The 14,037-nt window shown below is 65.9% G+C and carries 16 protein-coding genes; 12 read left to right on the top strand and 4 right to left on the bottom strand.

Annotation, left to right across the window (positions count from 1 at the left end; all coding sequences use genetic code 11):
* The first annotated feature begins 36 nt into the window (after window positions 1-36).
* The 8 genes from ACZYZ9_RS02825 to ACZYZ9_RS02790 all read left to right on the top strand — a co-directional run bounded on the left by ACZYZ9_RS02825 (window position 37) and on the right by ACZYZ9_RS02790 (window position 6,961).
* Window positions 37-540 (top strand): hypothetical protein, encoded by a 504-nt coding sequence (locus ACZYZ9_RS02825; RefSeq protein WP_463824672.1) that lies wholly within the window; start codon window positions 37-39, stop codon window positions 538-540.
* Complete coding sequence (locus ACZYZ9_RS02820) at window positions 533-1,144, top strand: RES family NAD+ phosphorylase (RefSeq protein WP_463824671.1); 612 nt, start codon at window positions 533-535, stop codon at window positions 1,142-1,144. Before ACZYZ9_RS02825 ends, ACZYZ9_RS02820 begins: the two co-directional genes overlap by 8 nt.
* Before the next feature lie 48 nt (window positions 1,145-1,192).
* Window positions 1,193-2,020, top strand: coding sequence for a hypothetical protein (locus ACZYZ9_RS02815; protein ID WP_463824929.1), 828 nt, complete (start codon window positions 1,193-1,195; stop codon window positions 2,018-2,020).
* Between the two features lie 439 nt (window positions 2,021-2,459).
* A complete protein-coding gene (locus ACZYZ9_RS02810; protein ID WP_463824670.1) occupies window positions 2,460-3,392 on the top strand; it encodes an SAM-dependent methyltransferase in 933 nt (310 codons plus the stop codon).
* A 144-nt stretch (window positions 3,393-3,536) separates the two neighbouring features.
* Window positions 3,537-4,016, top strand: a complete 480-nt coding sequence (locus ACZYZ9_RS02805) for an ATP-binding protein (RefSeq protein ID WP_463824669.1) — start codon at window positions 3,537-3,539, stop codon at window positions 4,014-4,016.
* A 59-nt stretch (window positions 4,017-4,075) separates the two neighbouring features.
* Window positions 4,076-4,525: an anti-sigma factor antagonist gene (locus tag ACZYZ9_RS02800; RefSeq protein WP_463824668.1), complete on the top strand. Its 450-nt coding sequence runs from the start codon at window positions 4,076-4,078 to the stop codon at window positions 4,523-4,525.
* Between the two features lie 232 nt (window positions 4,526-4,757).
* Window positions 4,758-6,704, top strand: a complete 1,947-nt coding sequence (htpG, locus tag ACZYZ9_RS02795) for a molecular chaperone HtpG (protein ID WP_463824667.1) — start codon at window positions 4,758-4,760, stop codon at window positions 6,702-6,704.
* 41 nt (window positions 6,705-6,745) lie between these two features.
* Window positions 6,746-6,961: a hypothetical protein gene (locus tag ACZYZ9_RS02790; protein WP_463824666.1), complete on the top strand. Its 216-nt coding sequence runs from the start codon at window positions 6,746-6,748 to the stop codon at window positions 6,959-6,961.
* On the opposite strand, the gene ACZYZ9_RS02785 is transcribed toward ACZYZ9_RS02790, so the two are convergent.
* Together ACZYZ9_RS02785 and ACZYZ9_RS02780 are read right to left on the bottom strand one after the other, a co-directional pair.
* Window positions 6,958-7,926 carry an aldo/keto reductase gene (locus ACZYZ9_RS02785; protein ID WP_463824665.1) on the bottom strand — a complete coding sequence of 323 codons (969 nt, stop codon included), beginning with the start codon at window positions 7,924-7,926 and terminating at the stop codon, window positions 6,958-6,960. The genes ACZYZ9_RS02790 and ACZYZ9_RS02785 overlap by 4 nt on opposite strands.
* 127 nt (window positions 7,927-8,053) lie before the next feature.
* A complete protein-coding gene (locus tag ACZYZ9_RS02780; protein ID WP_463824664.1) occupies window positions 8,054-8,365 on the bottom strand; it encodes a hypothetical protein in 312 nt (103 codons plus the stop codon).
* Window positions 8,366-8,555: 190 nt separating this feature from the next.
* Here ACZYZ9_RS02780 and ACZYZ9_RS02775 point away from each other — a divergent pair, with 190 nt between their 5' ends.
* A complete protein-coding gene (locus ACZYZ9_RS02775) occupies window positions 8,556-9,323 on the top strand; it encodes an SDR family oxidoreductase (protein ID WP_463824928.1) in 768 nt (255 codons plus the stop codon).
* Between the two features lie 114 nt (window positions 9,324-9,437).
* On the opposite strand, the gene ACZYZ9_RS02770 is transcribed toward ACZYZ9_RS02775, so the two are convergent.
* Window positions 9,438-10,037, bottom strand: a complete 600-nt coding sequence (locus ACZYZ9_RS02770) for a PaaI family thioesterase (RefSeq protein WP_463824663.1) — start codon at window positions 10,035-10,037, stop codon at window positions 9,438-9,440.
* Window positions 10,038-10,201: 164 nt separating this feature from the next.
* On the opposite strand from ACZYZ9_RS02770, the gene ACZYZ9_RS02765 reads away from it, so the two are divergent.
* Window positions 10,202-10,813 (top strand): helix-turn-helix transcriptional regulator, encoded by a 612-nt coding sequence (locus tag ACZYZ9_RS02765; protein ID WP_463824927.1) that lies wholly within the window; start codon window positions 10,202-10,204, stop codon window positions 10,811-10,813.
* Here the strand turns inward: ACZYZ9_RS02765 and ACZYZ9_RS02760 are convergent.
* On the bottom strand, window positions 10,810-12,507 hold the full coding sequence (locus ACZYZ9_RS02760; protein ID WP_463824662.1) for a 3-ketosteroid-delta-1-dehydrogenase: 1,698 nt from the start codon (window positions 12,505-12,507) through the stop codon (window positions 10,810-10,812). The genes ACZYZ9_RS02765 and ACZYZ9_RS02760 overlap by 4 nt on opposite strands.
* Before the next feature lie 102 nt (window positions 12,508-12,609).
* On the opposite strand from ACZYZ9_RS02760, the gene ACZYZ9_RS02755 reads away from it, so the two are divergent.
* Window positions 12,610-13,746 (top strand): Rieske 2Fe-2S domain-containing protein, encoded by a 1,137-nt coding sequence (locus ACZYZ9_RS02755; RefSeq protein ID WP_463824661.1) that lies wholly within the window; start codon window positions 12,610-12,612, stop codon window positions 13,744-13,746.
* The gene (locus ACZYZ9_RS02750; RefSeq protein WP_463824660.1) at window positions 13,743-14,021 is read left to right on the top strand and encodes a ferredoxin; all 279 of its coding nucleotides are present in this window, start codon (window positions 13,743-13,745) and stop codon (window positions 14,019-14,021) included. Before ACZYZ9_RS02755 ends, ACZYZ9_RS02750 begins: the two co-directional genes overlap by 4 nt.
* The last annotated feature ends 16 nt before the right edge of the window (window positions 14,022-14,037 follow it).

Below are 14,037 nucleotides of genomic sequence, written 5' to 3'. Positions count from 1 at the left end.
AGCGGCGGTTCGGATAGGATGGGTCGCATGTCTCCGATGAGCACGCTCGTCAGCCAGGTCGAGGAAAGAGTTCGGCGCGATCCCGGTTTCGCCAAGCTGCTCGACGCCATGCTGGGCGCGCCGACCTCGCCCATGGGGGAGCTGGAACGTGCCGCCGCCCGCACGCTGAACAACGAACGCCGCCAGGGACTGATGGACGACTTTCGGGCCGGGGCCATCTCCACGCGCGAAGTCCAGTCGCGCCTGGGTTACGAGACGCCGCAGGCGGTGCACGAGTTGCGCCGACGCGGCAAAGTGCTCGGCGCGACGGTCGGCAACAACACCTGGTTCCCGTCCTGGCAGTTCGCCGATGGCCGGTTGCGCACCGACCTGCCCCAGATCCTGGAATTGCTCGCGCGATTCACCTCCGACGCGGTGGCTGCTGACCGCGTCATGCGCATCAGACGCGACGAGTTGGCGGGCGCGTCGATCTCCGAAGGTTTGCGCCGCAAGAAGACCGCCGCCACGGCATGGCAGCTGCTCGCCGCCGTCGGTGCCTAGCGTTGCGGCCGGGTATCGCGGCCCGTTGCCCTGGCAGCGACCGGCCGGACTGGCCAGTCGCACCCTGTCCGCCGGCGTCGTGTTGTGGCGGGTCGAGGCCGCCGAACCTGCGCAGTGGACCTGGGGCGGATTTCCCCAGCCGCGCTTCAGGTTCGACCCGTCGTCGGGAGGATTCCGTACCCGCTACGCCGCGACCGCCCACGAAGGCGCCTTCCGCGAGCGCTACCGCGACACCGGACGGGTGATTCCCGCCGACCACGTCGATCAGCACGTGGTCCGTCTGGTCTCGAATCGACCGTTGCGGATTCTCGACCTGCGGACCCAACGCAACCTGGATGCCCTGGACGTCGACGACCAGATCAGCACGGGGCAGCAGGCCCGCGTCTGGCAACAGTGCCATCAGCTCGCCGACGCCGCCCGACGCTGGTGGCACGATCTGGACGCCATCGTGTACCGCTCGCGAACCACGCCCGAAACATCCACCAATTACGCCTTTTTTGCGCACGACGCGTTCACGATCGAGTCATGGTTACTCGCGGATCGCACCGATATCCTGGTCGACTTGGTGCTTCGGCATGACTTCACTGTCGACTGGGAGCTTTGAATCGTGACCGCAACCGCGTCGCGGCTGCGCACTGCGTTGCGGGCGATCGTGCGCGCTTCGGCGTCTCGCCCTTATGCGGCCCGACGCGCCGCGCGGGACTTCACCAAACCGCTGTTGCCGGCGGTGTGGGCCGAGATCCGCTGGGCGTTCCAGCCGCCGTGGACCTGGTTGTCCGGCGTGGTCGCCAACCTCGTCCTGGCTGCGGTCTGGTTGCTGGTGCAACCGCTGACCACCGTCTACGACCACCACTCCACCCGTCACTTCCATCACCATCAGCTCGACTGGGTGGTCCTGGTCAGCACCTACTTCTCCTCGTTCGTTCTCGCCGATGTCACCACCACGAATCTTCTTGGTGCCGACCACTTTCGGGTCACGAAAGGGTTGTCCGACGGGGTTGCGCTGTGGCGGGTCCTGGTGATCAAGAATCTGGCGCTGATAGCGATCGTCGGGATACCGACCCTTGCGGCGGCGGCGGCGTTGACGGTGTGGAAGGAGGGAATACCCCAACTGGCGATGACGATTCCGAACGTCGCGGTGCCCATCATGTCTTGGATTGGCGTGGGCAACGTCATCTCGGTGCTGCATCCGGTCTCCGTCGAGCCCCTGTTGCGGCGCTGGCGGCAACGCCACAATCTGCGCCGCAGCATCGGCTGGCTGACGGCGATCACCCTTCCCTACGCCCTCTACTACGTCGCCGACCCGATGGACGGCGTCGAGCACCGCTTCCTGTGGACCCAGATTCCGGCCGCGATCGGACCGGTGTTCGGGCGCGACACGAAAAGCTTTGTCCATCTCGGCATGGCGCTGCTGGTGTGGGTGATCGGGACTTCGGCCGCGGTGGTCTGGGCGCGCAAGCGCGGCCTGCGATTCGGGTGAGGTGAGAAACCGTCCGGTACCGCCTCTTCCCTCGAAGGTCCCGGTAGGAGGACAATCGCTCGTTACCGGTTGGCATACAGGAGGTGGGTGATGAACCGTTCTGTGCGGCGTTTCGCACTCGGCGCTGTCGCCCTGACGACAACGATGGTTCCCGTGGTGATCACTCCGGCGCCAAGCCGCGCCGACGACTGCGCACCCGGTTGGGCGTGGAGCGTGGAACTGAATGAATGCGTGTTCGTGCTGCCCGCAGTGAACGGCCCAGGAGGGCCGGGTGGTCCCGGTGGACCGGGCGGACCGGGTGGACCCGGCGGGCCCGGGGGCCCAGGAGGTCCCGGCGGCCCGGGGCGACGCTGACGCTGCACCTCCGCGCCGGCCGCTTATTAACCTAGCTAAGTGTTATACTGGCTAAGTATCACCGGTTGGATGAGGGGAATGCTTCGTGCCACGTACCGACAACGACACCTGGGACCTGGCCACCAGCGTGGGCGCCACCGCCACCATGGTGGCCGCGGCCCGCGCGATCGCGACCAATGCCGACAGCCCGGTGATCGACGACCAGTTCGCGGAACCGCTGGTCCGCGCCGTGGGCGTCGACTTCTTCACGCGCTGGGTGTCCGGCGACCTGGCCGCCGCTGACGTCGACGACGACGAATCGAGCTGGAAGCTCGAGCACATGCCGGACGCCATGGCCGCCCGCACCCGATTCTTCGACGGGTTCTTCCAGGACGCGGTGCAGGCCGGTGTCCGGCAGGCGGTCATCCTGGCCTCCGGGTTGGATGCCCGCGCCTATCGGCTGGACTGGCCGGCGGACATGACCGTGTTCGAGATCGACCAGCCAGAGGTGATCGCGTTCAAGACCACCACCCTGGCAGGCCTGGGCGCTGCTCCCAAAGTCGACTTGCGCACCGTCGCCATCGATCTGCGACAGGACTGGCCCACCGCGTTGCGCGAGGCAGGCCTGGACACGAACCGGCCGACGGCCTGGATCGCCGAAGGACTGCTCGGATACCTTCCGCCGGAAGCGCAGGACCGCCTGATGGACAACATCACCGCGCTCAGTGCGTCGGGCAGCCGGTTGGCGGTCGAAGCCATCCCGGACCGGCCCGAGCGCGACGTCGAGCAGGCGCGCGAGATGATGCGCCGGTCCACCGCCAAGTGGCGTGCGCACGGCTTCGAGTTGGACTGGGAGAACCTCGGCTTCGAAGGCGAGCGCAAGGATGTCGCCGAATACCTGCAACGCCTGGGTTGGCAGTCCAGCGGCACCCAGATGAGTGAGTTGCTGGCCGAGCACGGGCTGGACCTGGTTCCGCAGGCCCACGACTCGGTGACGATGGCCGACACCATCTACTACACCTCGGTCCTGACTAGGTGAGCGCACCGCGCTGGCGTCAAAAGCTGAGCTGACCGGCCCTTCGGTGCCCGGTCGGTGATCGAAACCGTCGGGTCACGCCCTAAAGCACTGGGGGACTGATCACATCAGGTGTATCCGCCCCACCTATGGGGTAGCCCACAGCCCGTGAGCGGTACGACGTCCAGCGATCAGGTCGGTTTCAGTGAAGCCGACCAGCTCTGGCTTTCGCACACCGGGACCGCTGACCCGCACACCGTGGCGATGTTCCGGCGCGACCTGAACGACTGGCTGAGCCGCAACCTGGAACTCGACGAGGACCGCTCGGCCGACATCGTGCTCGCCGCGGACGAAGCCCTGTCCAATTGCGCCGATCACGCGTACCAGGTCGTCGAGCAGGTCGGCAGCATGACGCTGCAGATCACCTACAGCCCGGTGACCACCGAACTCAAGGTCTGCATCAGCGACTACGGCCGGTGGATCGAACCCAATCCCGCGGCCATCAACGCGGTACGCGGTCGCGGCATCATGTTGATGCGCTCGTTGGCTGACGAGTGCTTTATCGACGGCGGGCAGGCTGGCACGACAGTCTGTCTGCGTTTTCGCGGCTGTCCGCCTAATAGCTACGTGCTGAGCCAAGCCAGCTGACATGCGGCGTGAACCCGGGCAGATGCCCACCCTGTCTGCACGGAATGGAGGAGCGCAGCATGAGCCTGGCCGTCACTGAAGTGTTTGCCGCGCCGGTGCGGTTGACGCCCCGCCTGGTTGCCGAACTCGGAGCTGAACACAGCACGCTGCGTGCGGCCGTGCAGGGCTTCGACGCGGCGGTGATCGTCTACGTCGGCGGCGAGATCGACGCCAACAACGACGAGACCTGGCGTCAACTGCTCGCCGAAGCCTCGGCGTTCGCGACTGCGCCGCAGCTTTTCATTGTCGACGTGAACAGCGTGGACTTCATGTCGTGCTCGTCCTACCTGGCGCTGGCTGACGCGGCGCGCTGGTGCCGTCAACGCGGGATCGAGTTGTGCCTGGTCAGCCACCAAACGTCGGTGGCCCGCACGGTCGCCGCGTGCGGCCTCGCTGATGTCCTGACGGTGCATTGCGGGGCACCGCACAGTCTGCAGCTGACGGACCCGCCCCAGAACCAGGCGTGCTGACTCAGCTTCCAGGTCATCTGAAAGTTGCGGTGCTGCATCAGCCGCGCCACCGGGAAGCCGGATCGCCGTGGACATGGCCGCCGCCCCCGGATTGCCTGCCTTGCGGAGGTGGTCGACGAACTGGTTGCCGCCGGGCGACCGACGACCACCGACTGTTAGCCGCCACCCGAGGCTGACCGGCGGATCGCGTCTCGATACATTCGGACGCGATCGACACGTCGGAAGGAAACTCATGAACGCGCAGGTCGAGCAGCTGGAATTCCAGGCCGAGGCCCGGCAACTGCTGGATTTGATGGTCCACTCGGTGTACTCGAACAAAGACTCGTTTTTACGGGAGTTGATCTCGAATGCTTCTGATGCGCTGGACAAGGTGCGCCTCGAAGCGCTGCGTAATAAGGATCTGGACGTCGACACCTCCGACCTGCACATCGAGATCGACATCGACAAAGATGCCCGGACTCTCACCATCCGGGACAACGGCATCGGCATGACCCGTGCCGAGGTGGTGGATCTGATTGGCACACTGGCCAAGTCGGGGACCGCCGAACTTCGCCAGCAGCTCAAAGAAGCCAAGAACGCCGAGTCCTCCGAAGAGCTCATCGGCCAGTTCGGCATCGGTTTCTACTCGTCGTTCATGGTGGCCGACAAGGTCGAATTGCTCACCCGTAAGGCCGGTGAGAGCGAGGCCACCAAGTGGGAATCCACCGGTGCAGGCACCTACACCATCGAAGCCGTCGAGGGTGCGCCGCAAGGCACGTCGGTGACCCTGCATCTCAAGCCTGAGGACCTCGAGGACGAGCTGCACGACTACACCTCGGAATGGAAGCTCAAGAGTCTGGTCAAGCAGTATTCGGACTTCATCGCGTGGCCGATCCGGATGGAGGTCGAGCGCACGATCCAGGTCCCCGTTGCAGGTGCTGACGAGGGGTCCGACGAGACCCGCGAAGAGACGGTCACGGATACCGAAACGCTCAACTCGATGAAGGCGCTGTGGGCGAAGTCCAAAGACGAGGTCACAGCCGAGGAATACAAAGAGTTCTACAAGCACATCGCGCACGCCTGGGACGACCCGCTGGAAGTCATCGCGATGAAAGCCGAAGGAACCTTCGAGTACCAGGCATTACTGTTCATCCCGTCGCAAGCGCCGTTCGACCTGTTCAACCGCGACGTCAAGACCGGTGTGCAGCTGTACGTCAAACGGGTGTTCATCATGGGCGACTGCGACGAGCTCATGCCCGAGTACCTGCGGTTCATCAAGGGTGTCGTTGACGCACAAGACTTGTCGCTCAACGTATCTCGCGAGATTCTGCAGAAGGATCGGCAGATCAACGCAATCCGCCGGCGGCTCACCAAGAAGGTGCTCGCCACGATCAAGGACATTCAGTCGGAGCGGCCCGAGGACTACCGCACCTTCTGGACCCAATTCGGGCGGGTGCTCAAAGAGGGCCTGATGTCGGACTTCGACAACCAGGAGACCCTGCTGACCATCTCCTCTTTCGCCTCGACGCACAGCGAGGAGGAGCCGACGACGCTGGCCGAATACGTGGCACGGATGAAAGACGGCCAGACGCAGATCTTCTACGCCACTGGTGAATCCCGCCAGCAGTTGGAGAAGTCACCGCATCTCGAGGCGTTCAAGGCCAAGGGTTACGAGGTGCTGTTGCTCACCGACCCGGTGGACGAAGTCTGGGTCGGCACCGTCAGCGAGTTCGACGGCAAGGCACTCCAGTCGGTGGCCAAAGGCGAGGTGGACCTCGGTTCCGACGAGGAGTCCTCGTCGGCCGAGCGCGAAGAACAGGAGAAGGATTTCGCCGACTTGCTGACCTGGCTCAAGGAGACATTGAGCGAGCACGTCAAGGAGGTACGGCTGTCCACTCGGCTGACCGAGTCACCGGCCTGTCTGATCACCGACGCCTTCGGTATGACTCCGGCGCTGGCCCGGCTGTACCGGGCCTCCGGGCAGGAGGTGCCGGTCGGTAAGCGGACTCTGGAGCTGAACCCGAATCACCCGCTGATCACCGGGTTACGCCGGGCGCACGCCGACCGTCCGGACGACGCTGCGGTCGCCGACACCGCCGAATTACTGTACGGAACAGCGCTTCTCGCAGAAGGGGGAGCGTTGGAAGATCCGGCGCGCTTCGCCGCACTGCTCGCTGAACGGCTGGCCCGCACCGTCTAGACAGGCGATTGAAAGCTGTCCGCAGCGGTTATCCGGTCCGCATGACGGTGTTCAGAGCCCTCAACCCGTGCGGCGAGGTCGTGGCGACCAGCAATTTCGACACCGCGGAGGCAGCGCACCGGTGGTTCGCCGAGTCCGTCGCCGGCCGATATGCGTCGGGTTGGCGGATGCAGGTCGACGACGACGGGCAGTGGGCGAACTTCGACGACACCGGCGGCTTCACAGCTCCGCTGAGTCGCCGCCGCGTGCCCGGTTAGAACGGCAGCTTTTCGCGAACCAGGTCGGTCAGGAAGCGGCCTGCCGACACCGGTCGGAACGCGCGGGCCGCGGCCGTCAGTGCGTCGTGTGAATCCTTGCTCAGTTCGATGTCGGCGGCGGCGACATTGAATTCCAGCTGTTCGACGCTGGATGCGCCGGGAATGGCGACCACTCCCGGCAGGTTGATCAGCCAGGCCAGCGCGACCTGGGCAGGCTTGGCGTCCACCTCGGCGGCGACGTCGCGCAGCGTCTGTAGCAGCGGCTCGACCCGCCGGAGGTTCTCGGTGCCGAACAGGTAGTTCAAACTCCGCACACCGCCGGGGCGATTGTCGGGACCGTACTTGCCGCCGAGCAGGCCCTGCGACAGCGGGCTGTAGGCGATGACGATCCGATTCTCCCGCTCCGCGAACGGGACCATGTCGTCCAACGCGCCCGGGTTGGCCAGTGAGAAACTGACCTGGTTGCTGATGACCGGGCGCCCCAACGCCGCATCGGCTTTCTTCCAGCGCTCGAGGGAATAGTTCGAGACGCCGGCGGCGCCGATCCTGCCGTTATCGAGCAGGTCCCGCATGCCGGGCATGATCACCGTGTCGGGCACCACCGGGTTGGACTGGTGGATCTGGTACAGCGGGATGCGGTCCAGTTGCAGACGTCGCGCGCTGGCCTGTTCGCGCTGCTTGATCACTGCCGGGAACGGCGCGACCGGGAAGACCTTGCTCGCCACCGCCACCTCGGCGCGTTCCTCGCCGAGTGCCTCGCCGAGGATCCGTTCGCTCTTGCCCAGGCCGTACACCTCGGCGGTGTCGAACAGGGTGACTCCCAGGGCACGGGCGCGCTGCACGATGTCGCGTGCGGCCCCTGAGGCGTAGTTTTCGCCGTACCCCCACTCGCGTGAACCGAACTGCCAAGTACCCAGACCGATCCGGCTCACCCGTCCGACGCCGTCGACGTCAACATATTTCATAAGCCCACCGTATACGGCCGTATTGTCCGGCTCACCCGCGGTGCGGCTGCTCTGGCACGAAAAGCGTTGGCCGCAAATCGTTTCCGCCGATAAACCCCGCGCGACGGAATGGCACCGCGACCTGTGGTCAACTGGCGGGCGGTGGGGCGGCGTCGTCGGAATGCGCGTGGTGCCATTGCAACTCCGCGGCACGAACCTGCTGGTGAGTGTGGCGTAACCACACCAGACCGGCGGCACCGACCGCGAGCGCAACGAGCACCGCCGCCACCCCGACCGACGTGTGGTGCGTGGCGAACGCGGCCAACCCTACGACCAGCGCGATCACACCAGCGGCAACCGCGATGATGCCCGGCGCATTGGCACCGTTCTTCATTGACTCGCCGGCGTGCCGGCGGGTGGTTCGGTAGTGGTCGACCGGGTCGATCTCGGGCTGGCTCATTTCTTTCCTCCTGAGAAGGAGAACTACCCGTCAGTTAGCGGAGCTAAACGGTGACGGGCCCGACCGGCCCACCCGTCCGCGGGCGGTGCGGCGGTCGCGGCAACGACATGCTGCGAAACCGGTAACCCCGTTCTCGTCCGGCCTCGGGCGTATGTCATGCTCTGTCGCGGAGGTCGATATGGCGAAAACGGTGGTGATCGGCGCCTCGAGCGGGTTGGGGCGCTGTATTGGTGTCGGATTGGCACAGCGTGGGGATCGGGTGGCGCTGCTCGCCCGACGGCGTGAGCGCATCGAAACAGCTGCGGCCGAGGCCGGGCACGGTGCGATCGCTGTCGAATGCGATGTGACTGATCAGGCATCGGCGCAGTCGGGAATCGGCGCGGCAGCCGAGGCGCTGGGCGGCATCGACAACGTCGTCTACGCACCCGCGATCAGCCCGCTGGTCCCGCTGGCCGATACCGACGCCGCGACATGGCGGCAAGTGTTCGACACCAACGTGATTGGAGCGGCGTTGGCGACCGCGGCGGCGATTCCGCACCTGACATCGGTGGCGGGCAAAGTGGTTTACCTGTCTTCGGATGCCGGCACTTTCGGACCGCCGTGGCCCGGACTCGGCGCGTATGGCGTCAGCAAGGCAGCGCTGGAGCGTCTGGTCGAGGCGTGGCGCGCTGAGCACCCCGACGTCGGCTTCACCAACCTGATCGTTGGCGAGTGCGCCGGCGGCGAGGGAGACGCCCAGACGGGGATGAATGCCGGCTGGGATCGGGAATTGGCCATGCAGGCATATCCGCTCTGGGTGTCCCGGGGCTGCATGCCGGGCAAGTTGATGCCCGTCGACGACCTCGTCGACGTGGTGCACACCATTCTGCGCACCAACGCATCGACGTCGATGCCCGTGGTGGTCGCCCGCGGGGCGCCGGCCGCGGCGGGAGCCGTGCTGGAATACGGCAAACGCTGAGCGGCGGGAGCGGGGTGGCCTCCGATGGTGACGCTGCGCTGGCGGCGGGGCTCTCTCGCACTTCGCCGCCGTGGGCGCAGAGCCGAGTAGCCATGCGCGCAGCGTCAACGCACCCTAGGTGCGCGGATGGATGAAAACCCCTTCCGCTGAGACCAATACGCCATCTGCGCCGCTGATCTGCCCGACGGCGAATGTCTTGACGCCTTCGCTCCGGTCGACCCACGCGTCGGCGCGCAACGGCTGATTCAACGGGGTGCGCTGGTGATAGCGCAGCGTCAGCGTCCCGGTGTACGCGGGCCGTCCCGGCCGGTGCGCGGTGGCACCGAGAATGTGGTCGAGAATCATTGCCGAGATCCCGCCGTGCACGTGCCCCATCGGGCCCTCGAACGCGGCGCCGAGCACAAACTCCGCCCATACCGATCCGTCGCTTTCGTGATGAACCACCAGCGGCGGAGCAGACGGATTGCGCACTCCGATAACGACATTGCCCGACGCGATGCCCTGCCCATCGTTGATGTCGCGTTCGCCGAACGTACCGGGCATCAGCTCGGCGCTGAGTTCGCTTGTCACGCTGTCGATCTTGGCCGTGGCGGCGGCGATGATGTCGTGGCCCACCTCGGTGCGAATCGTCGCGTCGATCAGGCGTCGCACCGACATCGCCAGCGACTCGTACACCGGCAACGAATCAGTCATCGACGCAAACGAATCCACCATGTCGCCACCATAGAACAGTGACCCGGCCGCGCCGGCAACGCCGTGTCCCAATCAGCGGTCATCGCAAGCGAGTCGGTGCACCCGGTTGTTAGTCTGGCGCAGTGGAGCAGACCAGCGACAAGGGCAAGCCGGCACTTGCCGCCACCAGCTGGGCGTTGCTGGGCATGATGTCCTATGAGGAGGAAGTCTCCGGCTACGACCTGAAGAAGTGGATCGACTGGAGCGTCGACCTCTACTACTGGAGCCCGTCGTACAGCCAGATCTACACCGAGCTGAAGAAGCTGGAGAGCCTCGATCTGGTGACGTCGCGCGTCGAGCGTGACGAGGGCACCCGCAGCCGCAGGCTCTACAGGATCACCCCGGCCGGGATGGCAGCGATCACCGACTGGACCAACAATGCGCCCCTGGACCCGCCGGTCCTCAAGCACAGCATGCTGTTGCGGGTGACATTCGGGCACCTGAGCAACCCGACCCGGCTCAAGGAACTGCTACACGAACACGTGGCGTACGCAGAAGCCCGATATCGCAAGGCGATTGAGGACGCTGAGGGGGCGGAGGCCGAACCCGCTTGGGCCTACTCGGTGATGGCACTGCGGTGGGCGGCAAAGTACTACGCTGCCGAGCGGGAGTTCGCCCTGGAACTCATGAAAGACATCGACGAAGCCAACGCCATCATCGAGCAGGCAGCCAAGGGCGGGTTCGGTAAACCGCGGCCCACCCCGGGATACTGGCGTGAAATTGAAAAGCAGGTCGACGCCAAGCGCGCCGCCGACTAATTCGACGCGTCGCAGGCGGCGATGTAGCCGTAGACCAGGCCCTGTGCGATCGTGGCGCCTGCGCCCGGGTAGGTGGTGCCGAACGCATTGGCGGCGGCATTGCCGATCGCGTACAGACCGTGGATCGGGGTGCCATCCTCGCGCAGCACCCGCGCCCGCCCGTCGGCTTTGACGCCACCGCAGGTACCGAGGTCGCTCAGCACCATCTTCACCGCGTAGAACGGCCCGTTGCGCAACGGGCGCAGGTTCGGGTTGGGCCGGATAGTTGGGTCTCCGTAGTAACGGTCATAAGCGCTGCGGCCCCGACCAAAGTCCGGATCCGCACCGGCACAGGCATTTTCGTTGAACCTGCTCATCGTGTCGGTGAACTCCGCGACCGGCAGCCCGATCCGCGCGCCGAGTCCGGCTAAGGTGTCGGCGCGAGCGGCGATGCCGGCGTCGTACCAGGCCTGCGGCACCTTCATCCGCGGAAACAGCTCGGCGCCAAAGACATAACTGTTGCGGTACTGCTGGTCTAAGACAATCCACATTGCCTCAATCGGGTTGCCGGAACGCTCGAGGGCCAGCAGTCGCTGCCCGAAGGACATGTAGTCGGCTGCCTCGTTGGTGAACCGGCGACCGTGCTGGTTCACGATCAGGCAACCCGGCAGTGATCGTTCAGCCAACATCACAGCGGGCGACTTGCCGGGCAGCGGCGCGATCGCAGGGAACCACCACGCCTGATCCATCAGGTCGATGCCGGCGCCCCGATCCTGCGCTGTGCGAATTCCGTCGCCGGTGTTGCTGTCGGCGCCCAAACTCAGATGCGCGCCCAGCGATGCGGACTGAAACTTCCACCGCATGTCCATGTTGTGGTCGAAACCCCCGGTGGCCAGGACCACCCCGCGGCGGGCGGTGATGGTGATCTCCCGGCCCCGGTGCGCCACGACCGCACCGGTGACCCGGTCTGCCTCGCCGTCGAGCCGCACCAGCGGGGTGTCGGTCCAGATCGGGATGCCGGCGCGCAGGACACCGGCGAACAGGCCGGCCATCAGACCCTGCCCGCCCGCTGCGTACCGCCTGCCCACCGCCAACCCGGCCACGCCCTGCGCGATCCGCTTACCGAAGGTGGGAATTCCCTTGCGCGGCACCCGGGTTACCAGATTCATCCAGCGGTAGTCGGCACCCGTCGTCGGGATCGCGAACGCGGCTTCCAACACGCCGGGTCGCAATCGGTCCCGATAGGGACCGAGCATCGAGGTGTTGAACGGATAGCACTCACAGGTGCGGCCCGCCGCACTGCCGCCCGGTTCCTCCGGGTGGTAGTCGGAGTAGTCCCGGGCCCAGAACAGCCGCAGCGGGGTGGTCCGCCGCAGCATATGGACCGTCGCAGGAAGCTGGTCCAGGAAGCCGGCCGATCGCTGCGGGGGTGCCGATCCTGCGACCACCGCGTCCAGGTAGGTGGCCGCCTGCGCGGCGGAGTCCCCGGCGCCGGCCTCGTCCAGCACCGGCCCGCCCGGCAGCCACAGGGCACCGCCCGAGCGGGCGGTCGATCCGCCGACGTAGGACGACTTCTCCACGACCAGCACCGACAGCCCGAGCTCGTGGGCGGCCAGCGCCGCAGCCAGCCCGGTGCCGGACCCGACCACCAGCAGGTCGACGCAGGTGTCGTCGACGGGAAGTCCGGCCGGGATGGTCGTGCTGGGTGCGCTCACCCCTGGGACGCTAGGCCGGTGCGGCACCGTACCGGAAGAGGTCTCCTGATCAGTGGAACAGGTGATCCCCCATCGCCGGCCGGGAGGCGTTCAATGGGTCCTATGAGTTCGCACACCGACGCCGATGAAATCCGGCTCATCGAAGCGCAGGCCGCGCCGACCCGGTTCGCCCGCGGCTGGCACTGCCTGGGTCTGGTCCGGGACTTCGGGGACGGCACACCCCACGCGATCAACGCCTTCGGTCAGAAGCTGGTGGTATTTCGCAGCGGGGACGGCGACATCAATGTGCTCGACGGATACTGCCGTCACATGGGCGGTGACCTGTCGAAGGGCGAGGTGAAAGGCAACGAGATCGCCTGCCCGTTCCACGACTGGCGGTGGGGCGGGGACGGTCGGTGCACACAGGTCCCGTATGCCAAGCGCGCGCCGCGGCTGGCCCGCACGGCGACGTGGACCACGCTGGAGCAGGACGGCATGTTGTTCGTCTGGAACGACCCCGAACGCAACCCGCCGGCACCGGATGCCACCATTCCGCGCATCGAAGGCGCCTCCAGCGACGAGTGGACCGACTGGCATTGGTACACCACCGTCGTCGACAGCAACTGCCGCGAGATCATCGACAACGTCGTCGACATGGCGCACTTCTTCTACATTCACGGCTCGCTGCCCACCTACTTCAAGAACATCTTCGAAGGGCACGTGGCGACGCAGTACATGAACGGCGACGGCCGGCCGGACATGGGCGGCACCGAGGGTGCGCGCATGCTCGGCACCACCTCGGTGGCGTCCTACTTCGGCCCGTCGTTCATGATCGACGACCTCACCTACCACTACGAGGACGGCGACCAGCAGACCATCCTGATCAACTGTCACTATCCAATCGACGCGAATTCCTTTGTGCTGCAATACGGCATCATCGTCAAGAAATCGGCGTCGCTACCCGACGAGCAGGCCATGCAGACCGCGATCAGTCTCGGCGACTACGTCAAGATGGGTTTCGAGCAGGACGTCGAAATCTGGCGGCACAAGGCGCGCATCGACAATCCGCTCCTGGTCGAAGAGGACGGACCGGTCTATCAACTGCGGCGCTGGTATCAGCAGTTCTACGTCGACGCCGCCGAGGTGCAGCCGGATATGGTGGACCGCTTCGAGTTCGAGTTGGACACCACCCGGCCCTACGAGGCCTGGATGAAGCAGATCGAGGCGAATATGGCGGCCAGGGCGGGCTCGGTCCCATGAGCCTGTCGTCCCGCGCCGACAACCGCCTCGACGACATGCCGATGGCGTCGGTCGGCTGCCACAGCTGCGGTGCGCAGGTACTGGTCCGCAAGAGCAGCTGGAACCAGACCAGCGTGCAGTGGGACGCCGACGCATCAGCGCGATGCCTCGAGCGCCGGGCCGCCATGCAGATCGCCGGCCACCATCGCGGACTGTTCCTGGTCTGTTCGGCGCTGCGGGACTCGATCGAGGCGGCCGTTGCGGCGGGGGAGTTGGCGATCGTCGACGACGGCTGAGCGCCATGCCGGGGGT

The organism is Mycobacterium sp. IDUB_28 (assembly GCF_055419285.1).
This window is presented reverse-complemented; position numbering and strand designations above follow the sequence as displayed.